The organism is Streptomyces sp. NPDC102514 (assembly GCF_055584525.1).
In genome coordinates this window covers 661,784-687,700 of sequence record NZ_JBVJLW010000003.1, presented here as the reverse complement: position 1 = coordinate 687,700, position 25,917 = coordinate 661,784, and the positions used below count along the sequence as shown (strand labels likewise).

General features: G+C 71.0%; 21 protein-coding genes. 5 read left to right on the top strand and 16 right to left on the bottom strand.

Annotated elements, in window-relative coordinates; genetic code table 11:
* Positions 1–72 precede the first annotated feature (72 nt).
* On the bottom strand, positions 73–2,295 hold the full coding sequence (locus tag ACZ60E_RS11140; protein ID WP_469439578.1) for a discoidin domain-containing protein: 2,223 nt from the start codon (positions 2,293–2,295) through the stop codon (positions 73–75).
* 649 nt (positions 2,296–2,944) lie between these two features.
* On the bottom strand, positions 2,945–6,115 hold the full coding sequence (locus tag ACZ60E_RS11135; RefSeq protein WP_469439576.1) for an AfsR/SARP family transcriptional regulator: 3,171 nt from the start codon (positions 6,113–6,115) through the stop codon (positions 2,945–2,947).
* 279 nt (positions 6,116–6,394) lie between these two features.
* Between ACZ60E_RS11135 and ACZ60E_RS11130 the strand changes: the two genes are divergently transcribed.
* Together ACZ60E_RS11130 and ACZ60E_RS11125 are read left to right on the top strand one after the other, a co-directional pair.
* On the top strand, positions 6,395–7,651 hold the full coding sequence (locus ACZ60E_RS11130) for a hypothetical protein (protein ID WP_469439575.1): 1,257 nt from the start codon (positions 6,395–6,397) through the stop codon (positions 7,649–7,651).
* Complete coding sequence (locus tag ACZ60E_RS11125) at positions 7,648–8,223, top strand: transcriptional regulator (RefSeq protein WP_469439573.1); 576 nt, start codon at positions 7,648–7,650, stop codon at positions 8,221–8,223. Before ACZ60E_RS11130 ends, ACZ60E_RS11125 begins: the two co-directional genes overlap by 4 nt.
* Here the strand turns inward: ACZ60E_RS11125 and ACZ60E_RS11120 are convergent.
* Positions 8,130–10,274 (bottom strand): ATP-binding protein, encoded by a 2,145-nt coding sequence (locus ACZ60E_RS11120; RefSeq protein WP_469439571.1) that lies wholly within the window; start codon positions 10,272–10,274, stop codon positions 8,130–8,132. The genes ACZ60E_RS11125 and ACZ60E_RS11120 overlap by 94 nt on opposite strands.
* A 215-nt stretch (positions 10,275–10,489) precedes the next feature.
* Here ACZ60E_RS11120 and ACZ60E_RS11115 point away from each other — a divergent pair, with 215 nt between their 5' ends.
* A complete protein-coding gene (locus ACZ60E_RS11115) occupies positions 10,490–11,701 on the top strand; it encodes an aminotransferase class V-fold PLP-dependent enzyme (protein ID WP_469439569.1) in 1,212 nt (403 codons plus the stop codon).
* A gap of 43 nt (positions 11,702–11,744) precedes the next feature.
* On the opposite strand, the gene ACZ60E_RS11110 is transcribed toward ACZ60E_RS11115, so the two are convergent.
* The 11 genes from ACZ60E_RS11110 to ACZ60E_RS11060 all read right to left on the bottom strand — a co-directional run bounded on the left by ACZ60E_RS11110 (position 11,745) and on the right by ACZ60E_RS11060 (position 22,252).
* Positions 11,745–12,752 carry a YihY/virulence factor BrkB family protein gene (locus ACZ60E_RS11110; RefSeq protein WP_384808206.1) on the bottom strand — a complete coding sequence of 336 codons (1,008 nt, stop codon included), beginning with the start codon at positions 12,750–12,752 and terminating at the stop codon, positions 11,745–11,747.
* Positions 12,753–12,954: 202 nt separating this feature from the next.
* A complete protein-coding gene (locus ACZ60E_RS11105; RefSeq protein WP_469439566.1) occupies positions 12,955–13,881 on the bottom strand; it encodes an anti-sigma factor RsbA family regulatory protein in 927 nt (308 codons plus the stop codon).
* Entirely contained in the window at positions 13,878–14,252 is a 375-nt protein-coding gene (locus tag ACZ60E_RS11100) for an STAS domain-containing protein (RefSeq protein ID WP_469439565.1), read from the bottom strand. Before ACZ60E_RS11100 ends, ACZ60E_RS11105 begins: the two co-directional genes overlap by 4 nt.
* A 185-nt stretch (positions 14,253–14,437) precedes the next feature.
* Complete coding sequence (locus ACZ60E_RS11095) at positions 14,438–15,496, bottom strand: glycoside hydrolase family 5 protein (RefSeq protein ID WP_469439672.1); 1,059 nt, start codon at positions 15,494–15,496, stop codon at positions 14,438–14,440.
* A 337-nt stretch (positions 15,497–15,833) separates the two neighbouring features.
* A complete protein-coding gene (locus ACZ60E_RS11090; RefSeq protein WP_383935676.1) occupies positions 15,834–16,118 on the bottom strand; it encodes a zinc-ribbon domain-containing protein in 285 nt (94 codons plus the stop codon).
* A gap of 154 nt (positions 16,119–16,272) precedes the next feature.
* Positions 16,273–16,746: a hypothetical protein gene (locus ACZ60E_RS11085; RefSeq protein WP_469439562.1), complete on the bottom strand. Its 474-nt coding sequence runs from the start codon at positions 16,744–16,746 to the stop codon at positions 16,273–16,275.
* 169 nt (positions 16,747–16,915) lie between these two features.
* On the bottom strand, positions 16,916–17,806 hold the full coding sequence (locus ACZ60E_RS11080; protein WP_469439561.1) for an STM4011 family radical SAM protein: 891 nt from the start codon (positions 17,804–17,806) through the stop codon (positions 16,916–16,918).
* Between the two features lie 6 nt (positions 17,807–17,812).
* A complete protein-coding gene (locus tag ACZ60E_RS11075) occupies positions 17,813–19,183 on the bottom strand; it encodes an STM4012 family radical SAM protein (protein ID WP_469439559.1) in 1,371 nt (456 codons plus the stop codon).
* A complete protein-coding gene (locus ACZ60E_RS11070) occupies positions 19,180–19,986 on the bottom strand; it encodes an STM4013/SEN3800 family hydrolase (RefSeq protein WP_385831294.1) in 807 nt (268 codons plus the stop codon). The genes ACZ60E_RS11075 and ACZ60E_RS11070 overlap by 4 nt, the downstream gene beginning before the upstream one ends.
* Before the next feature lie 67 nt (positions 19,987–20,053).
* Positions 20,054–21,247, bottom strand: coding sequence for an STM4014 family protein (locus ACZ60E_RS11065; RefSeq protein WP_469439557.1), 1,194 nt, complete (start codon positions 21,245–21,247; stop codon positions 20,054–20,056).
* A 36-nt stretch (positions 21,248–21,283) separates the two neighbouring features.
* Positions 21,284–22,252, bottom strand: coding sequence for an STM4015 family protein (locus ACZ60E_RS11060; protein ID WP_453790782.1), 969 nt, complete (start codon positions 22,250–22,252; stop codon positions 21,284–21,286).
* Positions 22,253–22,497: 245 nt separating this feature from the next.
* Between ACZ60E_RS11060 and ACZ60E_RS11055 the strand changes: the two genes are divergently transcribed.
* Entirely contained in the window at positions 22,498–22,824 is a 327-nt protein-coding gene (locus ACZ60E_RS11055) for a hypothetical protein (RefSeq protein ID WP_190854525.1), read from the top strand.
* Positions 22,825–22,979: 155 nt separating this feature from the next.
* Positions 22,980–24,005, top strand: coding sequence for a DUF6745 domain-containing protein (locus ACZ60E_RS11050; RefSeq protein ID WP_469439554.1), 1,026 nt, complete (start codon positions 22,980–22,982; stop codon positions 24,003–24,005).
* Between the two features lie 40 nt (positions 24,006–24,045).
* Here the strand turns inward: ACZ60E_RS11050 and ACZ60E_RS11045 are convergent, their stop codons facing one another.
* Together ACZ60E_RS11045 and ACZ60E_RS11040 are read right to left on the bottom strand one after the other, a co-directional pair.
* Positions 24,046–24,987 carry an endonuclease/exonuclease/phosphatase family protein gene (locus ACZ60E_RS11045; protein WP_469439670.1) on the bottom strand — a complete coding sequence of 314 codons (942 nt, stop codon included), beginning with the start codon at positions 24,985–24,987 and terminating at the stop codon, positions 24,046–24,048.
* A 433-nt stretch (positions 24,988–25,420) separates the two neighbouring features.
* Positions 25,421–25,861 carry a hypothetical protein gene (locus ACZ60E_RS11040; RefSeq protein WP_384808190.1) on the bottom strand — a complete coding sequence of 147 codons (441 nt, stop codon included), beginning with the start codon at positions 25,859–25,861 and terminating at the stop codon, positions 25,421–25,423.
* Positions 25,862–25,917 lie beyond the last annotated feature (56 nt).

Genomic DNA, 25,917 nt, shown 5'->3' with positions numbered 1-25,917 from the left:
CGCGGCCCGCCCTCCCGGTGGGAGGACGGGCCGCGGACGCTGTTCAGCCGGCTGTCACTGTCACCGTCACTGTCACGGGAAGCTGGTGATCTTCGAGGGGATGGTGTCGGAGCCCGAGGTCGGCGCACCCGTGTTGTTCACGACGTGCGCGTACTGGCCCTTCCCTCCCAGCGAGATCACCTGGATGCTGTGCAGCTTGACGCCCGACTTGACCGGCACCTGGAACCCGTGGTGCTGGACGATGGTCGAGTCGGACGTGAAGTTGCAGTAGCTGCCCAGGCCCCACGCCTCATGGGTGTTGACGCTGTCGGCCACCTTGTAGGCGGCGTACCCGACGATGCCGTCATGGGTGATGGCGGCGGAGTTCGGGACGTCGTAGGCCTTCTCGTTCTGGAAGAAGATCGTCCGGCCGCGTTCGCCGCTCCAGACCACGTCGTACTTGTTGAAGTGCTCGACGAACAGGCCCGTCGCGAGGACGTCGTCGCCGTTGACCTCAAGCCCGTAGTCGGCGCGGTTGGTCTCCCAGCCGACGCCCGCGCCGTGGTCCGCCCGCCAGATCCACGTGTGGTCGACGATGGCGTCGTCGCTGTTGATGACCATGGAGTGGGTGGCCAGTCCGGGGCCCGCCCCGCCGATCCGGACGAACACGTCCTGCACGGTGGTCGGGTTGGCGGCGTGGTCGGCCGAGGAGCCGGGCGCGCCGACCTGGAGCAGGGTGTCGGACTTGGCGGCACCGGCGTCGATGAGGAAGCCCGCCAGCCTGACCCCGTCGACGTCGGCGACATGCATGGCGTCCACGCCGTTGTCGGGGACGATCGTGGCGAGGCCGAGTCCGAGGACGACGGTGTTGGCACGGTTCACGTTGATCGTCTGGTCGAGGTGGTAGACGCCGGGCGTGAACAGCAGGTTGAGGCCCTGCGCCAGTGCCGCGTTGATGGTGGCGGCGGTCGCGCCGGGCTTCACGACGTAGAACTGGCTGAGCGGGAGCGACGTGCCGCCCGCGTTCGCCGGCCAGGACACACCACGGGCGTTGGTCCGCTTGGCGGGCACGAACACCTTGTAGTCATTGCCGTCCAGGTACAGGAACGGCTTCTCGCGCGAGACCGGAGTGGTGTCCAGCGTCGTGTACGGACCGGTGTCGAAGTTCGTCGCCGGGGCGCCCTGCACACCGGAGAACGTCATGTTCCAGACGCCGTTGGTCCAGCCGCCGACCGAGCTCTCGCGGGTGTACCACTGCTGCTGCGAGTACGGGCCGACCGTGCCGTCGATCTTCGAGTCGGCGATGTAGCCGCCGGAGGCCCAGCCGTAGCCCGCGGGTGCGAGGTTGAGGCCGCCCTCGACATGGATCCGGCGGAACGGCGCGGCCTGGGCCACCGCCCAGCGGTCCGTGCCGTTGACGGGCCTGATCGACAGGTTCTCCGCCGAACGCCAGAAGTTCTGGGTGGCGTTGCCGTTGAACCAGCCCGCGTCCACGGTGATGTCACCGTTGATCTTCACGTCGTCGGGGTTGAGACCGAGCCCGGAGATCGAGGTGTAGAAGCCCAGTTGCGCGTTGATGCCGTTGTACGTGCCCGGCTTCATCAGGAACTGGTAGCGGCCGGAGCCGAACTGGTTGGACTCCTGCTGGGTGAAGACCTGGTCGAACTTGGCCTGCAGATTGGGGGTGTTCGGGTCCACGACGATGACGTTGGGACCGAGGTCGCCGCCGCCCTCGACGGGCGGGGTGCCGCCGCCGGTGCCGGTGTGCACCGCGACCTCCCACAACGAGTAGCCGTAACCGGTGCCGCGGGCCGTCCCGTTGATCCGGACGTAGCGTCCCGAGCCGCTGACGTCGTAGGAGGCGGTGCCGCCGGTGCCGCCTGTGACGGACTTCAGTGTCGTCCAGTCCTGGCCGTTGGCCGAGGTCTGGATGGTGAAGTCCTTGCCGTAGGCGGCCTCCCAGTTGAGGTCGACCTTGCAGATGTCCTGGACCGAGCCGAGGTCGACCCGTACCCACTGGGGGTCGGACGCCTGGCTGGACCAGCGGGTGCCGTTGTTGCCGTCGAAGGCGGACGCGGCGGGGGTGCCCGCGTTCTCCGTGGAGGACGCGGTGGCCGGCTTGCCCTGGGCGGCGTTGGCGGTCGAACAGGCAGCGGCGGCCCTGGAGTTGCCCTCGGCCGAGGTGGTGGCAGTTCTGTCGGGGGTGAGGGGGGCTTGGGCCGCGGCGGCCGGCAGCTGGGCGGGGAGGGTGATGAGCGCGGCCGTGGTGGCGAGCGCGAACCCCAGGGATCTGAGTCGCAAACGTTGACGTCTCATACGTTGACTCCGTGCGGGTGTGGAGGGCGAGGAGCGGGCGGGGGGAACCCGAACCAGTGCGGTGGGGAACCCGATACCAGTGCGGTGACGCTTAGTTCAGGTGTTGATTTAAGTAATGAATCAACTACTCGGCAACCCGTCGGACACGACTTCTTTCCGACACTGTTCGCGGGCGGGGCGTCCGGGGGGAGGGCTTCGCCCGGGCGGAGCGGCAACGTCAGGACATGAAAACTGTCCGGGAACGACACCGGCCGCCGACGCGGGGCCGACGGCCGGTGAGGGGGTGGTCTCGGGGCGCTGGAGGCCCGTGGCCAGGCGGTTCGAGTGGCTGTCGGGAGGCCCGGGGGTGTGACGGCGAACGATCATTCGCACGTGCAGGCGAGTCTCGAAAAGCGGAACCATCGGGTTCGCCGGGGCGGTAGGTTACGCCTGCCGCGTGATCGTTTCGCGTCGGCCTGGCGTAGTTCGAACTGCAAGGAGAGCCGTGCTTCACAAGGTCTACACCGCTGCCCTGCCGGTCATGCTCGCCGCTCTCACAGCGCCGGTGGTGCTCCGCTGGATGTGGTGATCCCACCGCGGACCGTCGGCGGCGGAGGTCGAGGCTGACCGGGGCCGACGGAGTGGCAAGGACCGGCTCCTGGGCCACCGCTCAGGAGCCGGTCGACCTGTGGTTCTTCAAGAACTGGAGCAGTCTCACGGCCTCCGCCTCCGCGCCCAACTCGCGGTACAGGGCGACAGCCCGTTCGCCGTGGTCGACGGCCCGGTCGGCCGGGCGAGGGGACAGGGACGCGATCCGCGCGAGCCCCGCGAGCGCGTGGGCGGAACCCATGGGGAACTCGATCCGCTCGGCCACCTCAAGGGCCTGCTCGTAGCCCTTGGCCGCGGTGTCGAGCCGGCCCGACTCGCGCTGGACGTCCGCCGCGGCGATCAACGCCCGCATTCGCTCGTACGGGTTGTCGATACGGGTGGCCACCTGCTCCGCCATCGTGAGATGCAGCAGCGCCTCGCCCCGGCGTCCCGACCGGGCATAGGCCGTACCCATGCTGATCAACACGTCGGCCTCGCCCAGCGCGTCCCCGCTGAACCGGTGGGCGGCGAGAGCGCTCTTGAAGCAGCGGAGTGCCTGGTCCGTCTCCCCGACGGCCTGGTGCACCCCGCCGAGGTTGGTGTCGAGAATCGCCAGATCGACACGGCCGCCGTGCTGCCGCATCAGAACGCGCGACCTTTCGTAGCACTCCTGGGCATCGGCGTAACGCCCCTGGAGGAAAGCCAGTTCGCCACGGTTGTTGAGCGCCTGTGCCAGCCCGTAGGGGTCGGGCAGCTCCTCGTAGATGGCTTCCATGGCCTGGACCTTGTGCAGGGCCTCGTCGTAGCGCCCCGCGTAGTACAGGACCACTCCCTGCACGTTGAGGCACTCGGCCTCGCCGGAGCGGTCGCCCACCACGCGGTACAGCTTCAGCGCCTGTTCCAGAACGCGCAACGACGTGTCGCCATGACCCGCTGCGAGGTGCGCACGGCCCGACTGGAAGAGTGCGTCGGCGCGGCCGTGTGCCTGGTCCAGGTCCTCGTGGATCGCCAGCGCCTCGGTCGCGCAGCGCAGGGCCGCGCCATGGTTGCGCTGCGCGAGCAGGTCCGCGTGGTCGGTGAGGGTCCGGGCCAGCGCGGCACGATCGCCGGACGCGCGCAGGACCGGTAGGGCCGCGTCGAAGAGTTCGGTCTCGACGTCCCACGCGCCCCACAGCTTGAGGGATCTGGCCAGCACATGCGGGAACAGGGCCGCGTACTCCGGATGTCCGGCGGCGGCCGTGCGCGCGATCGCCACGAGATTGGCGCGCTCCACGGTCAGCCACACCGAAGCCCCGTCCGCGTCCGCGAACATCGGCGCGGACGGCCGGGCCTGTGCGGGCAGCTTCAGGTCGAGCACCCGGCGATGGGGGTGGCAGAGCCGGTCGGCCTGGTATGCGGTGCTGAGGTGGTGGGCGACGAGACGGCCGACCGCGGCATGCCGGACCGCTTCCGGGTCCGTGTCGAGGCACACCTGCAGGGCGTAGGCCCGGGTGAGGTCGTGCAGCCGGTAGCGTCCGCGGACCGGCTCCTCCAGGAGGCTGGAGTCGATGAGTTCCTCGACGCATCGCTCCAGTGCTTCGGGCTCGCTCCCGAGATCCGGTCCGGCCAGCGCCTCGGCCGCCCGGAGGGTGATGTCGGAGCCGGGGTGCAGGGCGAGGCGCCGGAACAACTCCTGTGCGGGGGCGCCGAGTTCCGTGTACGAGAACCGGAACACCGCGCTGATCACCGTGTCGAACTCCTGGAGCGGGCTCGTCGCCTGTGCCAGCCGGTCGAGCAGATGCTGCAGGTCCCAGGAGTCCCGGTGCCGGAAGCGGCTCGCCAGGACCTGAGTGGCCAGCGGGTGACAGGCGGAGGCTTCCACGATCCTCCGCAGGCACTCCGGATCGCCGGACACCCTCGACGCACCGACGATCCGGGTGAAGAGAGCCACGGCCTCCTCCCGGGACAGGGTGTCCACGAACAGGTGGGCGGCGCCGTCCAGTCCGGCCAGCCGGCCCCGTGTGGTCACGAGGACCCGGCAGGTGGGGGAGCCGGGCAGCAGAGGGCCGACCTGAGCGGCGTCCCGCACGTTGTCCAGGACCACGAGCACCCGGCGCCCGGCGGTCCACTCGCGCCATCTGGTCGCCCGCTCGTCCAGCGCCGCGGGCAGTTCACCGGGCCCGCCGGTGGCGTGCAGCAGATGGGCCAGGGCGTCCGCCGGATCGAGCGGCTGCTGCCCGCTGTGGCCCCGCATGTCCACGTAGAACTGGGAGTCCGGGTAGGCCGCGGACATCAGGTGCGAAGCGTGCACCGCGAGCGCTGTCTTGCCGATGCCGGGCATTCCGTGGATCACGGTGACCGGCAGAGCGGTCGCCGTGCGCTGCCCGGCCGCGGAATCGGCGAGCAGGATGCGCAGTTCACCCGCCCGCCCGGTGAAGTCGGGGATGTCCCGGGGCAGACAGTTGCGGGGCTCCGCACGCGGGGCCGGGTCGCGCGGGCCCGGCTCCGTCCGCAGGAGGTCCCGGTCCTGTTCGAGCATGCGCAGGTGGAGCTGCTGCAGTTCCGCGGTCGGCTCGATGCCCTGGCTCTCGTGTAATCGCGTGCGGGTGTTCCGGTAGACGGTGAGCGCTTCGTCGTGCCGTCCGGAGCGGTACAGGGCCAGCATCAGCGAACCGATCACCTGCTGGGCGAACGGGCTCTGGGAGGCCAGTTCCCGCAGTTCGCCCACGAGGTCCGCGTGACGGCCCAGCTCCAGCTCCAGACCGATCCGTTCCTCCCGGACCCTGCGGTGGTCCTCGATGAGCCGGTCACGTGCCGACTGCGCCCAGGAACTCTCACTGAACTCGGTCAGGGGTTCACTGCGCCACAGTGCCTCGGCGGTCCGCAACAGGCCTATGGCCAGCGGGCGTTCACCTCGCGCAGCCGCGGCGAGCGCGTCCGAGCGCAGCCGCCGGAAGCGCAGCAGGTCGATGTCGTCGGGATCGGCGCGCAGTTGGTACAGCCGCAGGGAGGGCCGTTCCACGCCCACCCTGTCGTCTCCGGCCGCGCGGCGCAGCCGCCCCCTGAGCCGGGAGATGTAACTCTGCAGGGTGTCCAGGGCCGTCAGGGGCGGTTCGCCGTCCCAGACGCGGTCCATCAGCGTGTTCGCCGACACCGGTTCACCACGGGCGTGGAGCAGTACGGCCAGCACGCGGCGCTCTTTCACCGATCCGAGTTCGTGCTGTCGCTGGTCGTGCCAGAGTTCCAGAGGTCCCAGAGCAAGAAGTTCCACCATGCCCCCCGACGGGTGCGCTTCTTCCCACGGCCTTTGCTGATGTCCGTACATCTGTGTGAGCCATACCACTGTTCTACGGCTGTTCCATGGAGTCAGGGGTGGGCGGACAGGCGCACCGAAGCGCGACGGGCGCACACGGACATCGGGCTCCGTCGCCGTGCCACAGGAGTGCAGGATTCCTGCAGGCCCACCGTCCGGCCCCGTGGGCATCCCTCTGCCATCGGCCGCGAAGCATCGCGGTCGCGAAGGCGATGCAGGAAGAACCGGGGGATTTCGACGATGAGCGTGACAGTGCCGGAGCCGTACTGGCGGCATGTGCCGGTGCGTCTGGATGTCGAGCGCTGGGCCACCCGCAGGACCCGCAGGCGGGTCCTGGTCGTGGTGCACACCGTGATCGCGGGTCAGCGACTGCTCGACACGATACGTCTGCTGGAGGGCGAGAGCAGGGTGCAGGTGTTCTTCACCCAGGCACCGGACGTGTTCAGCAACGGGGTCGGTGAGTTCCTTGAACGGCTGGGAGGTCTCGTACTTCCCTGGAGTCAGGCGGTACAGACAGGCTTCGACCTCGCTCTGGCCGCGGGCCACGGCAGCCTGCACGAACTGCACGCGCCCGTGGTCGTCCTTCCCCACGGGGCCGGACACAACAAGGTCATCCAGGTCGGGCAGCGCGGCCGGCCGGTGACCCAGCGGGGTGCCTACGGACTCAGCAGGCAGCGACTCGTACGGGACGGGGCCGTGGTGCCCGAGGCCATCGTGCTGGCCCACCACGAGGAGCTGGCACGGCTCGGCCGCGAGTGCCCGGAGGCGCTGGCGGTCGCGGAAGTGGTGGGCGATCCGAGCTTCGACCGGATCGCCGCGAGTCTCGCCTCACGGGCGCTGTACCGGGAGGCTCTCGGGGTCGGGACACGGCAGCAGCTGGTTCTCGTCTGCTCCACCTGGGGGCCCGACTCCCTGCTGGGGGAGGGGTGGGGCACGCTGGAACGCCTGGTCACCGAACTGCCCAAGGACGAGTACCGGATCGCCGCACTTCTGCATCCGCACGTCTGGAACGCGCACGGCGACTGGCAGGTCCGCACCTGGCTCGCCCAGTTGGTCCGCTCCGGTCTGATCCTGGGCAGCCCGTACGAGGACTGGGCCGGAACGCTCGTCGCCGCCGACCACATCGTGGGCGATCACGGCTCGGTGACGCTCTACGGCGCGATGACCGGTGCGCCGGTGCTGATGGCGGGCCGCTCCGACGCACCCGTCGATCCGGGCTCACCGATGGCCGAGCTGATGTCCTTCGCCCCGCGACTGCGGGGGGACCGACCGGTGCGTCCGCAACTGAAACGGGGTTCCGCGTTCCGCAGCGCGCGCCGGTACGAACGGGTCGCGGCCAGGATCACCTCCGAACCCGGCCGGTTCGCCCGCAGGATGCGCGCGCTGCTCTACCGCAAGCTCCATCTGCGGGCACCGGCGGCCAGCACCACCACGGAACCGGCACGACTTCCGCTGCCGGTGCGCCACGACGGCCCCGGCAGCGCGGTGCCCCGATGACGCTCCTCGCCGCGATGTCCCGGACGGCGGTGCCCATGGCCCCGGACGACCGGACCCCGTACGGACGGGCCCCGTCCGACCGAACCTCGTACGACCGTGATGCGGTGGTGCGGGTCCGGACCGTGCTCGTGAATCCGTGTTCCGGGACGCTCTTCGTGGATGAGCACGTCAGGGTCCGGGCCTGCGCGCGGAACCGGTGGCAGGCGCTGGGCGATGTGCTGGTCGCGCGGGGCGAGGGAGCGTGGCGGGCCGACGGGCTGGCCGCGTCGAGTCCGGGGGCCCTGGTCGTGGCGGTGCATCACGGCTCCCGCTGCTGGATACGGCTGGGCCCGGACGGCAGGATGCTCGTGCTCGAAGCGGGCGGGCCGGGACAGCCGGAGGGATTCTGGGAGACCGTCGCCTCGCTGACGCACGCATGGCTGGTGGCCGGGCTGTCCGCGTCGGCGCACGGGTCCGCGGGCGGTCGCCACCCGCGTGCTCACGTCCCGTCGGGCTCGCTCCGCTCCAACCGCCGGAGCCGGCTCCGGGTCTCCTCGGCCTCGTCGGACCCGGACCGGCCCACGGAGGAATAGAGCTCCAGCGCTTCGCGGTAACGGGTCCGGGCGAGGTCCGTCCGTCCGCGTCGCTCGGAGACCTCCGCCAGGCCTCCGGCGGCGCGGGCCGTCTCGTAGTTCGCCGTCATGCCGCGCAGGATCGCCCATGCCGAGGACAGCAGTTCCTCCGCCCGGTCGAGCCCGTTCACGACGAGATGCGCACGGCCCAGGAGTGTGGTCGCGCGCGCGGCGTTGTAGGTGTCGCCCGCATCCAGAAGCGTGGTGTGGGCGACTCCGGCATGGCGGATCGCCTCCTCGGCCTGCCCGGTCGCGAGGGCGACATCGGCGAGGTTGAGCCTGGCCAGCCCTCCGGCCCGCTCGTCACCGTTCCCCGGTAACTCGGTGGCGGCGCGCGCGAAGAACCCGGCGGCCTCGTCCGGCCGCCCGAGCCGCTGCAGCGCGAGGCCACGGTAGTTGAGCGTACGGGCATGACCGAGCAGGTCACCGCGTGCGAGGAACAGCCGTGCCGCCTGCTCGAACATCGCCAGGGCTCCGTCGGGGTTCCCGGCGCCGAGTTCCCCGACACCGCCCGAGGTCAGCATCCGGCACTCGGCCGCCGCGTCCCCCAGCTCCCGCGCCGCCGCCAGGCCCTCCCGGTGCGCGGCGCACCAGTCGTCGTAGAACTTCCGACGCAGGAAGAGCGGCCACAACGCGTCGGCGAGCTGCCAGCAGACGGTGGGGAATCCGGCGGACCGGGCCTGGTGGATGACCGCCATCAAGTTGGGCAGTTCACGCTCCAGCCAGTCCAGAGCGGCCTCGGAACCGGGTCCCACCTCCGCGACCACCACCGGGACGAAGCCGTAGTCCCGGGCCATGGTCCGGTGCTGGGGGTCGACGATCTCCTCGGCGCGCGTCGCGCTCGCCAGATAGTGGTCGGCGATACGGCGCACGGCCTCCGCACGGTCCTGCGGCGACTCGTCCTCCCTCGCCTTCGCGGCGGCGTGCAGCCGTACGAGATCGTGGAAGCGATGCCGTTCTCCCGAGGCGTCCACGAGGAGGCTCGCCTCGTGGAGCACGTCCAGCGAGCGCGTCGCATCAGCCTCCGCGGGGAGCAGCGCCACGGCCACCGAGGCGTCGAACTCCCGGCCGGGGTGCAGCCCCAGCAAGCGGTAGAGCCGGGCCGCCGCAGGCGGCAGTGCCTGGTACGACAGATCCAGTGCGGCTCGGACGTTGTGGTCGCCGTCGATGGCCAGTGCCTCCAGTCGCTGATGCTCCGCGGCCAGTGAGCGGACCATGGTGGCGATACTCCGCCCGGGGCGCGCCGCGAGCCGGGCGCCGGCGATCCGGACGGCCAACGGCAGCCCGGCGCACAACTCGACCAGTGCCCGGGCGTCCTCGGGCTCCTCGGCCACCCGCCCGTCCGCGAGGGTGTCCGTGAGCAGTTCGACAGCCGCGTCGAGGGCCAGTGCTTCCAGATGGACCGGATAGCAGCCGTCGACGGTCAGTCCCGGCAGCCGTCTGCGGCTGGTCACCGCGGTGACGCTGCTGCCTCCGGGCAGCAACGGCCTGACCTGAGCGGCGGTCGCGGCGTCGTCGAGCAGGACCACCAGGCTCCGGTCGGCGGTCAACGACCGGTACATCACGGTTCGTTCGGCGAGCAGCGCCGGGACCTGCTGGGCGGGCACGCCCAAGGCCCGCAGGAAACGCGCGAGGATCTCTCCCGGCTGCTCCGGCCCGTCCGGCGACTGCGCCCCCAGGTCCGCGTGTAGCTGACCGGCCGGACACTGGCGGCGCAACGAGTGCAGCCATCTCAGGGCGACCGTGGTCTTTCCGACTCCGCCCAGTCCGCTCACCGCGGCCAGCGCCGGCCGCCCGTCCCGCGCGGCGCGGGCACGATGACGCTCAAGCGCCGCCAGCTCCGACGACCGGTCGACCGCCCGGACCAGCGGGGGAAACTGCCAGGGCGTCTGCTGGACGGCAGCGGGCGGCGAACCGATGTGGATACCGCCGTGTACGGAGCCCGCCTGGACGACCGAGCCGTACACGTCGCCGCGCACCTCGTTGTGGGACTTGTGCCCCTCGCTCGGCACTCGCGTCCTCCGCCCCCTGTACGTAAGCACCCATGCCTACGCTGGATCCTTTCCGCTCAGGAGATCGATATCCACCGATCGACGGCTTTCTTCCGGACCCGGGGAGTGCGGGCGGACCCGGCGAGCGCGGGGGAGGCATACGAACGCCGGGCGGATGGAAACACACCGTCATGGAACACACCAGCGTTGGACACGGCACCGTGGAAGACAGCAGAGTGCAAAGCGGCAGTGTGGAACACCCCGGCCTGGACATCGAGGCGCTCCGCGCGGAGACCCCCGGCACCGCACACCGCGTGCACCTCAACAACGCCGGGGCCGGGCTGCTCTCCCGGCGGACCCTCGCGACGATGACCTCCCACCTGGAACTGGAGGCGGACATCGGCGGATACGAGGCCGCCCGCCAGGAGAGGGACCGCATCGACGCCACCCGCACGAACCTCGCCCGACTGGTGGGCGGGCGGCCCGACGAGATCGCGCTCTTCGACAACTCCACGCACGCGTGGAACGCCGCCTTCTACTCGATGACCTTCAAGCCGGGCGACCGCATCCTGACCGGTCGTTCGGAGTACGGCAGCAGCGTACTGGCGTATCTTCAGACCGCCCGGCGGTCCGGCGCCGAGGTCGTGGTGGTCCCCGACGACGAGTTCGGCCGGCTCGACACCGCGGCGCTGACCGCACTGATCGACGAGCGCACCCGGCTCATCGGCGTCACCCACATCCCCACCAGCGGCGGCCTGGTCAATCCGGCGCACGAGATCGGCCGGATCGCGCGAGCCGCAGGCGTGCCGTTCCTGCTCGACGCCACACAGTCCGTGGGGCAGTTCCCCGTCGACGTCACCCACATCGGCTGCGACATGCTCACCGCCACCGGCCGCAAGTTCCTGCGGGGCCCGCGCGGCACCGGCTTCCTGTGGGTCCGCAGCGAGGCCCTGGACTACCTCGACCCGTTCGTCAGCGACATCGAGGCGGCGACCTGGGACGGCGAGCGGAGCTTCACCTGGCACGCCGGCGCACGGCGCTTCGAGAGCTGGGAAGCGAGCTACGCCAACGTCCTGGGCCTGGGAGTGGCAGTCCGCCAGGCCCTCGACCTGGGCCTGGAACCGATCGGGGAGCGGGCCATGGCCCTCGGCGCGTATCTGCGCGAGGCCCTCGACGCCCTGCCCGGTGTCAGCACGTACGACCTCGGCCGGGTCCGGTGCGCCATCGTGACCGCGAAGGTCGACGCCGTGCCCACCGCGGACGTCGCCGGGGCGCTCGCGCGGCAGGGGATCAACGTGAGCACGACCGTGCCCGAACACACCCAGTTCGACACGGAGGCGCGGGACGTTCACCCCCTCGTGCGACTCTCACCGCACTACTACAACACCCATGCCGAACTGGACCGGGCCGTGGAGGCCGTAGCCGAAATCGCGCGCACGGCGGGGTGACGGGCCGACGCCCTCACACCCTCCCGGGGTTCCCGATGGCGCCTCATTCCATACGGGCCTGCTCCTCGTCGCTCCAGGCGCGGGTGTCCCGGGGCGGAACGTAGGGCTCCTCGGTGTCCGGCAGACCGCCCGCGATGGCGCGCTGCCGTGCCATCTCGGAGTCGAACTCCAACCCGAGCAGGATCGCGATATTGCTGATCCACAGCCAGACCAGGAAGACGATGACACCGGCGAGTGTGCCGTAGGTCTTGTTGTACGAGCTGAAGTTCGCCACGTAGAACGCGAACCCGGCCGAGGCGATCATCCAGATCAGCAGGGCCAGCACGCTCCCGGGAGTGATCCACTTGAAGCCGCGGCCCTTCACGTTCGGAGTCGCCCAGTAGAGAAGGGCGATCATGACGGTGACGAGCACGACCAGCACCGGCCACTTCGCGATCGACCACACCGTCAGCGCCGTGTCGCCGATCCCCAGCGCGCTGCCCGCCTCGCGGGCCAGACCACCGGTGAACACCACGATCAGCGCGCTGATCACCGCCAGCACCAGCAAGACGACGGTCACACCCACGCGGATGGGCAGCACCTTCCAGACGGGGCGTCCCTCCGGCATGTCGTAGACGGCGTTGGCGGAGCGGATGAACGCCGCCACGTAGCCGGAGGCCGACCACACGGCGAGCACGACACCGACCACGGCCATGACGGAGCCGATACCGCCCCGGCCCTGCAACTGCGTCACCGCGTCGCTGATGATGTCCCGGGCGGAACCGGGAGCCAGCTTCTTGATGTTGTCCAGGACCTCCTGGGTCGCCGATTTGCCGGCGATGCCCAGGATCGAGACCAGGAGCAGCAGGGCCGGGAACAGCGAGAGCACCCCGTAGTACGTCAGTGCCGCGGCCCTGTCGGCGAGCTCGTCGTCCTGGAACTCCTTGACCGTGCCTTTGAGGACGGCCAGCCAGGACCGCTTCGGCAACTCGTGGAGCCTGTCCGGCGCCCGTTCCTCGATCTGCTCCGCCGGTCCCGGAGCCTGCTGCTCGGATTCAGATGTCCTTGACATACCGCCCGGGTATCCCACCCGCCCCCACCCATGCCCCGACTCCCGGCGACGCGGGGAACCGCGCGACCGGCCACCCCCGATTTCGGGTGACCATCTTCATCAGCCCAGACCCCAACCCCCAGGGGCGCGAGGAACTGCGCGACCAGCCACAACGGGCCCGCACCCGCAAACGCACCCACAAGCCACCCCGAAGGGCAAACCCTCAGACGTCGACGTAACAGCGAATGACCGTACCCTCAGCCCCCGTACGAACACGCACCAGATCCACGAGGTAGTTCACCAACAACAACCCTCGCCCACCCACCTGCGCCGGAGGCGAAGCCCGCCGCCCGGCGAGCGGATCCTTCAGCTCCCCCTCGTCACGCACCTCGCACACCACCTGCCCGCCCTCGCCCCACACATACACCGTGCCCGAACCACCCCCGTGCACGACGCTGTTGGTGGTCAGCTCGGCCACGACCAGCGCCAGGTCGTCCAGCCGGACGCCGGACAGACCGAACCGCGCGGCCCGCTCGGTCACGAAGGACCGGGCCGTCGGCAGCTCGTCCGCCCCGAAGACGTACCCCTCCGCCCCCTCCGCCACCGGCAGGGGTTCGTTGTACCGCTCGACCACCCGCTCGGGCGCGTACGACGGGCTGTTGCGCCACCGGCCGCCGGAGATCACGACCGGATGCGTCGCGTACGCGTCGGTCAGTACCTGCTCACTGAGCCCCGCCTCGTCGTAGGGACACAGGACCGTCGCGTCCCGCCCCTCGAACGCGGAGTTGATCAGCGCTTCGTGCTGGACACAGGCCGGGTACTCCACGCCGGAGCGATCGGGCCAGATCGGCTCCCCGACGATCCGGACCCGAGCCTTCGGGTGGGCGTCGGCGAACACGCTCAGCACCCTGGGGATGATCCGTCCGGGATTGCGCCCCGCCTGCGTCATGTCGATGAAGCGCACATCCGTCGCGTCGTCGCCCAGGGCGGAGCGCAGAACGTCCAGCTTCGGGCCTGGCACGGCGACCGCCACCGGTTCGCCGGCCGCCAGACCCTCCCGGATGAACGGCACGGTGCCGTTCACGTACTCCTCCTCGCCCCGGTAGAACAGGGCGGGATGCACGAACGCGTCGGAGAGCGGGGCCGTCATCGCGCCACCACCTCCACGCCCGGCAGGTCGGGCCAGAACATGTCCAGTACCCGTCCCACGGCGGCAGGTGGCTGTTCGATCATGATGCGACGTCCTTCGGGCAGACCTTGAACCGCCGCCGCGAGGGCGGAGACACCGGCGACGTCGACGAAGGTGACCGCCGAGAGCTCCAAGTGGCACACCTCGACATCCTCCAGAGCCAGCCGGTCCAGCGCCCGTTCCCAGGCCGTGCGGGTCGCCAGACTGACCTCGCCCGCGGCCTGCCAGCCCGACCGGTCCGCCAGCGGGCGCACCTGGAGGGTGCCCGTGGACCGTGCGGACGACACGTCCGGCACGTCGCCGGCGAGGTCCGCCTCCCACGCTCTGTCCACGCTGACCACCCCTGGAGTGTCGTCGTTTCCCGCCCAGTATTCCCTCTCCGCACCTCCCGTGAGGCCACAAGGGCACAAGGGCAAGGAGGATCCGTCCGGGGGCCCGGGGCGGCCCGGGGGCCCGGAGGGCCACGGCCTCGCCGAGGGTGCTGCCAGGACCCGGACAGGAAACGGCCGGTACGCGGTCAGGGCCGGACGGGCTTGCCGCGTCCCCAGGCCCAGGCCAGCCGGTCGGCGCCGGACTGGTTGGTGGTGGCCAGCCCCGGCCGGGCGGGGTCACCGACCAGGGTCTGCAGCGAGTACGTGTCGTCGGTGCGCAGCCCCGGCCAGTACACGGAACCCATCTTGAGCTCGCGGAACGTGTCGGTGACGGCCTGCAGGTAGTTGACGAAGTTGTTGTCGGGCGCCGGCTTGTTGTAGTCGAGCCCGGTGGTCATGGGGGAGCCGAACTCGTCCGCCACGGTCCGGCCGGCGCAGTCACCGATGCGCACCTTGAGGTCGGCGACCCACTCGTCGTAGGTGGCGTACTCCTTCCAGAACCCGTAGTGGTGGAGCGACAGATAGGTGCCCTTCAGGCGCGGGTCGGCGCAGACGGACGTGACGTGGTCGTTGTAGCCGGCGCCGCTGACGAACACGCGATCGCGGGGCACGTTCCGGTACGTGTCCAGCCACTTCGCGGCGATGTCGGCCCACTCGGTGTCCGTGTAACCGTGCGGCTCGTTCATCGGTTCGAAGTAGACGCGCTTGTCGTCCTTGTACGCCTTCACCACGGTGTTCCACATGGGCCAGTACGTGGCGGGGTCGTCGATGAAGCCGTCCTTGCGCGGGCCGGTGCCCTCCCAGTAGGAAAGGATCACCTTGAAGCCCTTGTCCGACGCCGCGTCGATGACCCCGCGGTAGGACTTCCAGTACGAGCCGTCGACGGTGTACGGGTTGATCGGCAACCGGACGGTGTCGGCGCCGAGGTTCGCGCGGAACCCCGAGATCACCCGGGTCGCCTTGGCGTAGGTGCGGGCATAGCCGTCGGAGGTCGACAGACCGGAGAGCACGACGGGATCGTCGGCGAAGTTGTCGCGGGGATCGGCCCAGTTCACGCCCTTGAACTGCGTCGTGTCGACGCTCGGCGCGGCGGTGGCGGCAGGGGCGGCGGCGATGCCCGTACCGCTGCTCGCGGCGATCGCCAGGGCCACCAGAGTGGCGCGCAGCCGGGGAGTGGAGCGGGGGCCGGTGGGGGTTCTGCGCATCATCGTGCCCTTTCTGAGGAGGACGGCGCAGCACAGCGGCGGGGCCTGCGCGCGGGCGGATGTTTGCGTAAACATCGAACGCCCGAAGCTGCCCCGGCCGAACTCTCGGCCAGGGCTGGGTCGGTGGCGATGTTTACGTAAACATGACGGCGCCGGAATCGTGGCACCCACGGGAGTGATCGTCAAGGTTTCTCACACGTAACGTTCGTTGCCGCAAAGCCGGGGCGGACGTTGTCGCAGAGCCGGGCGGAACGGTGGTCCGCGGCGGGCGGGTTCGGGCCTGCCCCGGGCCGTGGCCCGGGGGTGGTGGGCCGGACGTCGGGTGCAGGGGGCCGGATCAGCCCTGGTAAGGCTGCTGCTGCGGCTGTCGGCCGTGGGGCTGGCCGCCCGCGCCCTGCACCTGCAACTGCTCCGCCTGCTCCTTGGTGATCTTCTGCTGTGCGCCGCAGAACGTGCACTGGGTCGCGTACTTCGTCGAGACGGGGAACAGCGGGACGAAGAACAGGGTGAACTTCGTGACGCGCTTGCTGAGCGTGTGCGCGGCGGGATTCCCGCACTGGCCGCACACCAGGGTCAGTATCGCCAGCTGGTAGAGATATCCCTTGGTGCCAAAGATGATCATGCGGTGGTTCCTTTCGGGCGGGCCGTGTCCGGCGGGGCGGGACCGTACCGGTGAGCGAACGTGTGCGCTCACCGGTCACGGTCTCGCCCCCAGTCTCGTGCACGGCGTGCCCGGCCGGCGGCACTCCCGCTGTTGCGGAACCGATCTCCGCGGGTCAGATACCCATCGAGGCCATCTCGATCGCCGACCGGTAGTTCGCCGACGCGGTCACCACGCAGGCGCGGTAGGTGCGGTTGTCCTTCACCGCGAGGAAATAGTCCTTGAGGTTCTTCCAGTAGCTCAGCAGGTAGCCGACGCCCGGGACGAAGCCGGCCGGCCGGGGTACGAGGGCGAAGGCCTCGGAACACCGGAGGATCTCGCCGGTCGCCGTGGAGAGCACGTCGGCGACCTCGGGGTTCATGTTCCAGCCGGCGGCCAGGTCCGCGTTCCAGATGGCGGCGGCCACCTCGCGCAAGTGGGCCTCCTCCTCCGGGGTGAAGCTGCTCTGTCCGAACGCCGCCTCCGCCGCGACCGAGGCGGCCGGAGCCGCGGCCGGTCCGGTGACGGCCGAGGCCGCGGTGCCCGAGATACCGAGGAAGAGTACGGCCGCCGTGACTGCCGCCGCGTACGTGACCTGTCTGCCGCTCATGCTGATCGGTCCCCTCTGTGGATGTGCCCGGAGTCTGCCGCCCGGAGCTGATGCCCGGGGCGGACCGACGCTGTCACGTGCGGCACAAAGGGGTCAACGGCGACATCCTGCCAGCCACGCCGCCCGCGGCCGAAGGGTGATGCTTGACGGTGTGACAGTCAACGGGGCGTCAGGCGCGCCCAGTTGTGGATATGAGGGGCAGGATCGGTCGGTCGGGGAGGGTGGGCGGTACGCGTTCCAGGATTCCGCCCGCGAACACGTCGTACAGCGGCAGTGTCTCCAGGTGGACGTATCCGATGTGGCAGTCGCACAGCTCCTTGGGGCAGGGCCGGGGGCCGAGCGCGGCCCGGTAGGAGCCGTCGTAGAGGTTGCCCAGTTCGGTGCGCACGAAATGGCAGCGGCGGACCGTGCCCTCACCGTCGACCGACAGGACCGACTCACCCGTGCGGCACGGCATGCCCGCGGAGCGGTGCGGGTGGCGGCTGAACGGGAAGAGGGGGTCCAGCTCCGTCCACTCGGCGGCCTGCGCGTCCGTGTAGGTGTGCCCCTCGGCGGCGTTCACCCACAGGTAGACGTGCGATGGCAGCTCCGCGCGCAGCCGTCGTGCGTGCTCCAAGTGGTCGGGCACTCCGACGATCCCGACACTGAAACGGACACCGAGGCCGGCCAGTGCGTGCGTCTTGGCCAGGAAACGTTCGTACGGTGTCTGTCCGGGGTGGTAGGTGCACCACAGGGCGACGGTGTCGGGGTCCGCGTCCCCCAGCCAGTCGGTCCGGCAGCTGAGATTGGTCTGGATGGCGACCCGCTGTATGTGGGGCTGGTGCGACAGTTCCACGAGGGCGCGGCGGTACCAGGAGCGCACCAGCCCCTCGCCCCACGGGGTGAACAGCACCGAGAGACGGTCCTGCCGTTGGTCACGCGCCCACGCGCTGAAGCGCTCAAGTGCCGCGCGGTCGGCACGGAGTTGGGCCGTGGAGTCCCGCCGCTTCGCGAACGGGCAGTACGGGCAGTCGTAGTCGCAGGAGGAAAGAGGGCCGCGGTACAGCAGGGTGAGGTCCATCGGCGCTCACTTCGTCTCGTAGGCGGCCATGGCCTCGCGCACGGCCGGTGAGAACAGCTCGGGGCCGATGGCGTCCGAGTGCGCGAGCCCTTCGGGGGAGAGCCGGAGCAGCCGCGGCCGGGCGTCGTCGAGCCAGCCGCGGCCGCCGAGGGTGTCCAGCTCCGCCGGGAAGTCGTCGTACGGGTCCGTACCGAACCGCAGACGGTAGTCCGCGACGGGCAGGCCCTCCGCCTGGAGCAGCGACTGCAGCAGATGCCGCCGCCTTGCCTCGTCCTCGTCGACCCACCTGCCGTGCAGGGCGCGGGAGAAGTCCTCGGTGGCGGTGTAGTCGTCGATGATGCCGCGGATCTCCCGCATCGACACCGCGTAGTCGAAGGAGTAGTGCAGCCGTGAGGTGTACGAGCGCGCGCCGCAGCCCAGGCCGATCATGCCGTCGGTCTGGCACGCGTAGTCGTCCGGCCCCTGCGGCGGCGCGTCGGTCCGCCGGAACATCCGCATCGACACCTGCTCGTACCCGTGCGCGAGCAGATGGTCGCGGCCCTCCCGGTAGCGGCGCAGCCGTTCCTCGTCCCACTGCAGGTCGGCCGTGCGCAGGTCGGTGTGGCGGCCGAGACCGGTGAGCGGACGTATGTAGAGCGGGTAGAGGTAGATCTCCTCGGGGCGCCAGGACAGGGCCGCGTCGAGGGAGTACCGCCAACTCGCCGCCTTCTGGCCGTCGATGCCGTAGATCAGGTCGATGTTCAGGACCGGGATCGCTGCCTCGCGGATGCGGGTCAGCGCCGCCTCGACGTCGCTCCTGCGCTGCGGGCGTACGGCGGCGCGGGACTCCTCCTCGACGAAGCTCTGCACACCCAGGCTCAGGCGCGTGGTGCCCCGTTCCGCCAGGACGGCCAGCCGGTCGGCGGTGGCGGTGGACGGGGATGCCTCCACGGACAGGGGGACGGCCCGCAGGTCCACGCCCATCTCCCGCTCGGCGATGTCGCACAGCCGCTCCAGCTCGGCGGCCTCCAGATAGGTCGGGGTCCCGCCGCCGAACGCCGCGTTGGCGAACCGCGGCGGCTCCTCGTCACCCAGGGCCTTGCGAACGGCGGCGGCCTGGCGCCGCACGGCGTCCAGATAGCGGCCCGTCAGCCCGTCCGGCGCGCCGATGCGGGTGAAGAGGTTGCAGAAGCCGCAGCGGATCTCGCAGAACGGGATGTGCAGGTACAGCGAGAGCGCCTGCCGGGACTCCCCGGCCCACAGGTCCGCGAGCCGGGGCCGCGGGACGAGCGGCCGGTAGGCGGTTTTGTGCGGATACGCGTACGTATAACTCTGGTAGGGGCGCGGCACGGCGACGGAGGTACCCGCAGCGCTGCCCGCGGAGATGGCGACGGTCATGTGGGCGGCTCCAGGAAGAAGTGGCCGTAGGGCACGGTCCACACGGATTCGTGGCCGAGGCGGTGGCCGGTGTAGCCGTCGTCCCCGTAGGCGGTGCCGTGGTCGGAGCAGACGATCGCGAAGCAGCGGCGGCGCGAGCTCATCGCGCTGAACAGCCGCCCCACATGGCGGTCGATGTACTCCAGCGCCGCGGCGTGCGTGAGACGGCTGTCGCCCGCCTCCCGGGTCGCGCCGGGGAGGTGGAACCAGTTCGGCTGGTGCAGCGCGGAGGCGTTCAGGAAGAGGAACAGCCGTTGTTCCGGCGGCAGTTCGGCGACCGTCTTCTCGGCCTGTGCCACCTGCGCCTCGAAGGAGGTCGGCGAGGCCACGGAGAACTCGGGCTCCCAGTGGCTCTCCTGGAAGTAGCCGGGCAGTACGTCGCCGAGGGCGCCCTGTTTGTTGAAGAAGCCGACGCCGCCGATGCACACCGTGCGGTAGCCGCGCGCGGCCAGGGCGGACACGATGTCCGGGGTCTCGAAGACGAACGTGCCGTCCGCCGTCGTCTCGCTGCCCGCGAACCGGGCCGCGAAGAGGCGCGGATGCGGTCCGGGTCCGGCGGGCGTGGGGAGGAAACCGGCGAACATCGCCTGGTGGGAGGCGTAGGTGAAGTTCCCGGGCGCGTGCCGCTTCTCCCAGACGCCGTCCGGGAGATGTGCGGTGAGGTGGGGCAGCCGGCCGGCCGCCGCGAGCTCGACCGCCACGTCGTGGCGGAGGGTGTCCAGGGTGAGGAGGAGCAGGTCGTCCCGGCCCACGACCTCGTTCATGTCCGGTGGGGTGGTGGACGTACCGGGCGGGGCGTCGGTGCGGTCGCCGCCCGAGGGCGGTAGGGGGTCAGGCTGTGGCATGGGCTGTCCTCGGCAGGTGGTGCGGTGAAGCGGGTGGTCCGGGTTCCCCGGCCGGTGTGGCGGGAGCGGGGCGCGGGCGGCGGCGGAAGGAGCCGGCCGCGGCGATCTGCGCCGCGTACGTGTCCTGGCCCTCCGCCCCGCTGCCCGGCAGTCCGGTGAGGCGGGGGAGCAGGTCGCCGAACGCGTTGACCTCGCCGACGGCGAAGCGGCGCCAGCCGATGGCGGGCAGCAGGTCGACGCCGACGCACAGCGAGCCGGGGAAGCAGGCGGCGGCCCGCTCGCTCACCTCGACGGCCGTGGCCCACCGGTCACCCGCCAGCGCGCGGACGGCCGCCAGATCGCCACGCGTCCCGCCGAGATGGAGATTGGTCAGGGGTGAACGGCTGGTGCGGACCACGGCGTGGGTGGCCCGGCCGGCCACGACCACGATGCGCAGATCGGCCGACCGGCCGCCGAGGGAGGCCTTCGGCAGCCAGCGTTCGACATGCAGCCCGTCGGGGGCCAGGGTGTCGACGATCGCGGCGACCTCCGGCTCCGACGTGTAGCGGCGCACCCGCAGTGAGTTGTACAGCCGGCCGTCCTCGGCGCGCTCCACCGAGGTCGTCGCACGGATCCGGCCCGCGGCGGCCGTCTCGACGGCCAGGACACCGGACGCGGACGAGCCGTGGGCGAGTTTGACGAAGGCACGCCGCATGTCCGCCGCCGCCATCATGTCCCGTACGTCCGACCACCCCCGGACCGGCGGGAGGCCGCCGGAACCGGACGTGGGGGACGGCGGCACCGGCACGTCGGCGCGCGTGAGCCGGTCGTGACACAGCCGTTTGTCGAACATCACGGCCAGCTCCGCCGGGTCGTCGAGCCGTACCCCGCCGCGCAGCGAGGCCACGCAGTCCAGGAACCGCCCGTACCACCGCGCGGAACCCTCCACCCGCGTCGGCTCGTCCACACCTCGCAGCAAGGCGTCCACGTCGGCGTTCTCCCCGGGGGAGTCGAGGCGGACGATCTCGTCGTCGGCGAAGGCGTGCCCGCCGTCGCGCAGGACGTCGAGCCACTCGACCACCCGGGGTGTGCCATGACCCGCGGCCTCGGCGGCCGCCGTGAACAGCCCCACCCTGCGGTTGTCCCCGTTGGCGACGACCACCCACTTCGGCGGTGCGTCCGCCGATCCCGTACGGCCCATGCCGTTCCCCCTCCCTGGTCCGGACTTCGCGGCGCGCTACTCGCCCACCGCGACGAAACGCCAGACCTCGCCGTCGTCGTCCTGGTCGGACTCGGCGTCGTCCTCGTCGACGTCGACCTCCACACCCGCGGGTTCGAGGGTCTCCAGCAGCCGGGTGCGCAGGGCGGGGCTGAGGTAGTTGTGGTGGAGGTCGAGCACCTTGAGGTGCGTCAACGGCTGACCGGTCAGCAGCGCCGTCGCGCCGTCGTCGGTGAGCACGCCCATGGAGACGTCGAGCTCCTCCAGACGCGCCACCACGGGAGCGGACGCGAGGGCGGAGCAGATGGCGTCCTGGATCTCGCTGTTGTGCAGGGCGAGCCGGGTGAGGGCGGGCAGCCTGGTGCCCGCGAAGAAGGGTTCGAGGTCGGCGATGTCGCAGTCCCCGCCGTACTCGGAGGTGCCGAGCCACAGGTCGAGTTCGACGAGGGAGGGCAGGTCGCTGGCGGCGATGGCCCGCACCACCTCGACGGGCAGCCCGCCGCTCTCGACGGTCAGCTTCCGCAGCCGCTCATGACGGGCGGCGGGGAAGACCAGTCCGTTGCCGCCGCGGACCCCGAACTCCTCCAGACCGGGAAAGGCTTCGAGGAGCGGACCCATGTCGCCCTGGGTGATCCAGGAGATCTCGGCCTCCTCCATCACGATGTCGCCGACGAACAGCGCGCGCAGGGCGGGCAGCCGGTCGCGGGCCGCCACCAGCGCCTTGACCACCTCGTCGGGGGCGGAGTCGTACACGTCGCTCCACGCGCCCACGACGATCGCCCGCACCCGCTCGGTGTCGACGGCCGCCAGGAAGCGGCCGAAGGCCTCCTCCCACTGCTCGTCGGAGTCGTAGGAGTTCACCGCGATGTGCCAGGCCACGGACTCGGGCGACGGAAGCGAGGACGGTTCCGGCTTCGGGTCGTCGACGCCCGGGAAGTTGAAGGCCGGCAGCCCGTGGAACTCCTTGAAGTGGTCACCGATGGTCATGCGCGCCTGCTCCTTCGTGCTGAGGTCGGTGGATCGGCAGTCGTGGGTCCTGATCCCGGCGCGCGCCGACCGCATCCAGGTACCGGAGTTCTACCAAGTCCCACTGACATCGCGTGGATCAGGGGTCCTCCTGCGGCGCCCCCCGCCCCGCACAGGCCGTGTGACCTGCGGTCGAGGGCGATTGTCAGTGGTCACCTCTACGGTCCTTCCCATGGCACACGGTGTGCCGCAGCGGGAGGAGACCCATGTACCGGCAAGGAGACGTCCTGATCGTGGCGCTGGCCGAGAGCGCGGTGCCGGAGCACGCGGCCGACGCGGCGTCCGAACCACGTGACGGCCGCGGCAGGCTCGTCCTGGCACTGGGCGAAGTCACCGGCCACGCCCATGCTGTGGTCGGACCCGGACGGCTCGTCCGCGAGGCCGGCCTGTTCGGGCCGATGCTGCTGCACGTGCCCGACGGCGCCCGCGTCGTCCACGAGGAACACGCGGCGATCTCCCTCCCGAAGGGCTGGTACCGGGTGATCCGTCAACGGGAGTACGTGCCGGGCTCGGTGCGCATAGTCGCCGACTGACGACTGACGACTGACGACAGACACACATCGCACACGCGGACAGCACGAGGCAGGACAGCGCGGCGCGGGACAGGGCGGCGCGCGACATCGCGACGCAGGGCCGGGCGGCACGGGGGTGCGGTCCGGAACGGTACTTGGGGAGAGGAACGGCGTTGATGGAGCAGGGCAGTTGGCGGACGACGGCGGCGGCCACGGGGCCGGGGGACCGGGCGGCGGCCGAGGAGGGCGTACGACTCGCCTACCGGCGGGCAGGTCTGGCCGAACCGGAGCGGATCGTATGGACGCGCTCACCTCGCGAGGCGGTACGGACACTCATGGCGGCGGCACGTCCGGACGCCCCGGAGCCGGACACCTTCGGGGCGAGTGTCCGCGACGCCGTGCTGGGCGCCCCCTGGGCCGCCGAGCGGGCACGGCTGCACGCGGAGCTGGGGCCGACGGGATGGAGCGGCCACTGGCGTGCCACGGGAGCGGGCCTGTGGGAGTCGACCCGCACCCTGGTCGACCGGGTGCGGGCGGGCATCGTCGAGGAATTCGCCGACGACCGGACACAGGAGACACAGGTCCGCCTCCTTCTGCTGGACGCGGCCCTGGGACAGCACGACGCGGCCTGGCTGTGCGCGTTCGACTCCGGGAACGAGAGCCCCCTGGACGGCCTGGCCGCGGTGGCGCGCCACGCGGGCTGGTGGTGGCCCTACGAGAAGGCGGCGGTCATCAGCGAACGCCCCCTGACCCTGCACCGCGACGAGGCCGGACGCCTGGACCGCGGCGACGGCCCGGCACTGGGCTACGGGGACGGGTTCGAGCTGTACGCGTGGCGCGGAATGCCCGTCCCGGGAGATTTCCTCGACGAGCTGACCAGACTGACTCCCGAGCGGATCCGCGGCGAGGAGAACGCCGAACTGCGCCGCGTGATGCTGGAGTACTACGGCTACGACCGCTATCTGGACGAGTCCGGCGCGGTCCCCGTCCACCGTGACGAGACCGGCGTGCTGTGGCGGGTCCAACTCGTCGGTGACGAGGACGTGGTGATGGTCGAGGTCGTCAACTCCACCCCGGAACCGGACGGTACGAGCCGCACCTACTGGCTGAGAGTGCCGCCGACCACGCGCACGGCCCGCGAGGGCGTGGCATGGACGTTCGGCGTCGGCGCGGAGGCGTACGAGCCGTTGCAGCAGACGTAGGAACGCGGGTGGGGGAGGAGTGTCGCGCGGGGGAGGAGCGTCAGGGAGTCGGCGCCGGGTCGCCGGAGCCGCGATCGAGCCTGACGTCGACGGCGACGGGGAGGTGGTCGCTGCCGGTGGCGGGCAGGGTCCGCACGTTCGACACGGTGGCCGAGCGCGCCAGGACCTGGTCGATCCGGGACACGGGGAAGGAGGCGGGCCAGCTGAAGGCGAAGGCCTGCCCCGCCGAGTCCGTACGGTCCATCCGCGAGGTCACCGGATCCAGACCCCGGTCGTCCAGGGTGCTGTTGAGGTCACCGAGCAGGATCACCCTGTCCAGCTTCTCGGCGGCGAGCGCCGCTCCCAGCAGTCCGGCGCTCTCGTCCCGTGGACCGGAACCGAGACCGCGAAAGCCGAGGCGGACCGAGGGCAGGTGGGCGACGTACACCGCGATGTCGCCCCACGGAGTGCGAGCCGTGGACCGCATTCCGCGGCTCCAGCCGTCCTCGATCGCCGCCGGTCTGATATCCACCCGGCGCACGTCCGACAGGGGATGCCTCGACCACAGCCCGACCGTTCCCTCGACCGCGTGGTGCGGGTAGTCCGGTGCCAGGGCCTTCTCGTAGGCTGGCAGTGCGGCGGGGGTCAGCTCTTCCAGGGCGACGAGATCCGGTGCGGCCTCGATCAGCGCGGCGGCGGTGCCCGCGGGATCGGTGTTCACGTCACTGACGTTGTGCTGGACGGCCGTGAGGTCGTGTGCGCCGCGGTCCTCCGGCAGGAGGCGCCCGCCGAACGACTGGCCCCACACGGCCGCGGGCAGCAGCAGGGCCACCAGCGCGGTCGCGGAGCGGCGCAGCAGCGCGAGAACGAGCAACAGCGGGACGGCCAGGCCGAGCCAGGGCAGAAACGCCTCCAGCAGGCTGCCGAAGCGGCCCACCGTGTTGGGCACCAGCGAGTGGAAGGCCAGCAGGGCGGCGGTCAGTACGGCGAGCGCCGCGAGCACACGCCCACGCGCCCAGGACGACCGGCCGTCCGCGTCCGGGCCCCAGGGCCGCCGGGAGAGGTGCCGCCAGGAGAGCTTGCGATGCCATCGGCCGGGCGCCGCGGCCTTCGTCCTCGTCGCCGCGCTGCCGTCCGCCGTGCGCTCCACCAAGCCCCACCCGCATCCGTCCCGGGATCCCGCATCCGCTCCGGAACCGTTATTCGCCGCGCGTCATGAACCCCACGTCATGAACTCCGTGTCATGAACCCGCGCCATGCGCGCGATGTGCCTGTAACGACGCTCAGCGCGGTGATCAGGTTCCGGCAGCGAGCCCTTCGCTCCGGGGGGTGGGCGGGTGCACCGAGGAAGGACCGGACGGCCGCACGCCGACAGGCCCGCCGGAGCAGAAGCTCCGACGGGCCTGCGAGCAGGTGCCCTGGCGGCGTCCTGTCGCTCAGAGACGACCGCCGCTGAGACGGGAAAGAGGGCCTCGCTGCCGCAGACCGACACGCCGGCCGACGGCGTAGGAGGAGAGGACCACAGCCGCGGTCCCCGCGCCGACGCCGGCGGCCACGACCTTCCTGGCCTTCAGGAGGGTCCAGACGAGGCCGGCCTTGCCGACCGTCTGCTGAGCGGCCGTTGAAACGCCGCCCTGCACCGTCCTGGCCGTTTCCTTGGCCTTCTGCGACGCGACTCCGCCGAGGTTCACCAGGGCTTCCCTGCTGCCGCGGCCGACGGCCCCGGCAGCGTCCCCGGCGTTCTTCACCGCCTCGGTGGCGGCCTTCTGTGACTCCTTCGCGGGCGCCGTGGCACCTTCGGTCACGGTGGTCTTCGCCGCTCGCGCATGCGCGGTGGGCGACTGTCCGTTCGTGGTTTTGTTGTTCGCTCCAGCCATGAACACCGGGTATCCGGCTCTGCGTTCGGCAAACGGGAATTGTGTTCTACGCCTTC

Excerpts from the sequence above, each read along its gene's own strand:
- ACZ60E_RS11070 (WP_385831294.1), bottom strand. The coding sequence starts at position 19,986 with ATGAACGAGGTCGTGGGCCGGGACGACCTGCTCCTCCTCACCCTGGAC.
- ACZ60E_RS11105 (WP_469439566.1), bottom strand. The coding sequence starts at position 13,881 with ATGACGGCCCCGCTCTCCGACGCGTTCGTGCATCCCGCCCTGTTCTAC.
- ACZ60E_RS11095 (WP_469439672.1), bottom strand. The coding sequence starts at position 15,496 with ATGCGCAGAACCCCCACCGGCCCCCGCTCCACTCCCCGGCTGCGCGCC.
- ACZ60E_RS11110 (WP_384808206.1), bottom strand. The coding sequence starts at position 12,752 with ATGTCAAGGACATCTGAATCCGAGCAGCAGGCTCCGGGACCGGCGGAG.
- ACZ60E_RS11050 (WP_469439554.1), top strand. The coding sequence starts at position 22,980 with ATGGAGCAGGGCAGTTGGCGGACGACGGCGGCGGCCACGGGGCCGGGG.
- ACZ60E_RS11080 (WP_469439561.1), bottom strand. The coding sequence starts at position 17,806 with ATGGACCTCACCCTGCTGTACCGCGGCCCTCTTTCCTCCTGCGACTAC.
- ACZ60E_RS11130 (WP_469439575.1), top strand. The coding sequence starts at position 6,395 with ATGAGCGTGACAGTGCCGGAGCCGTACTGGCGGCATGTGCCGGTGCGT.
- ACZ60E_RS11075 (WP_469439559.1), bottom strand. The coding sequence starts at position 19,183 with ATGACCGTCGCCATCTCCGCGGGCAGCGCTGCGGGTACCTCCGTCGCC.
- ACZ60E_RS11060 (WP_453790782.1), bottom strand. The coding sequence starts at position 22,252 with ATGACCATCGGTGACCACTTCAAGGAGTTCCACGGGCTGCCGGCCTTC.
- ACZ60E_RS11090 (WP_383935676.1), bottom strand. The coding sequence starts at position 16,118 with ATGATCATCTTTGGCACCAAGGGATATCTCTACCAGCTGGCGATACTG.
- ACZ60E_RS11125 (WP_469439573.1), top strand. The coding sequence starts at position 7,648 with ATGACGCTCCTCGCCGCGATGTCCCGGACGGCGGTGCCCATGGCCCCG.
- ACZ60E_RS11040 (WP_384808190.1), bottom strand. The coding sequence starts at position 25,861 with ATGGCTGGAGCGAACAACAAAACCACGAACGGACAGTCGCCCACCGCG.
- ACZ60E_RS11085 (WP_469439562.1), bottom strand. The coding sequence starts at position 16,746 with ATGAGCGGCAGACAGGTCACGTACGCGGCGGCAGTCACGGCGGCCGTA.
- ACZ60E_RS11065 (WP_469439557.1), bottom strand. The coding sequence starts at position 21,247 with ATGGGCCGTACGGGATCGGCGGACGCACCGCCGAAGTGGGTGGTCGTC.
- ACZ60E_RS11135 (WP_469439576.1), bottom strand. The coding sequence starts at position 6,115 with ATGGTGGAACTTCTTGCTCTGGGACCTCTGGAACTCTGGCACGACCAG.
- ACZ60E_RS11055 (WP_190854525.1), top strand. The coding sequence starts at position 22,498 with ATGTACCGGCAAGGAGACGTCCTGATCGTGGCGCTGGCCGAGAGCGCG.
- ACZ60E_RS11140 (WP_469439578.1), bottom strand. The coding sequence starts at position 2,295 with ATGAGACGTCAACGTTTGCGACTCAGATCCCTGGGGTTCGCGCTCGCC.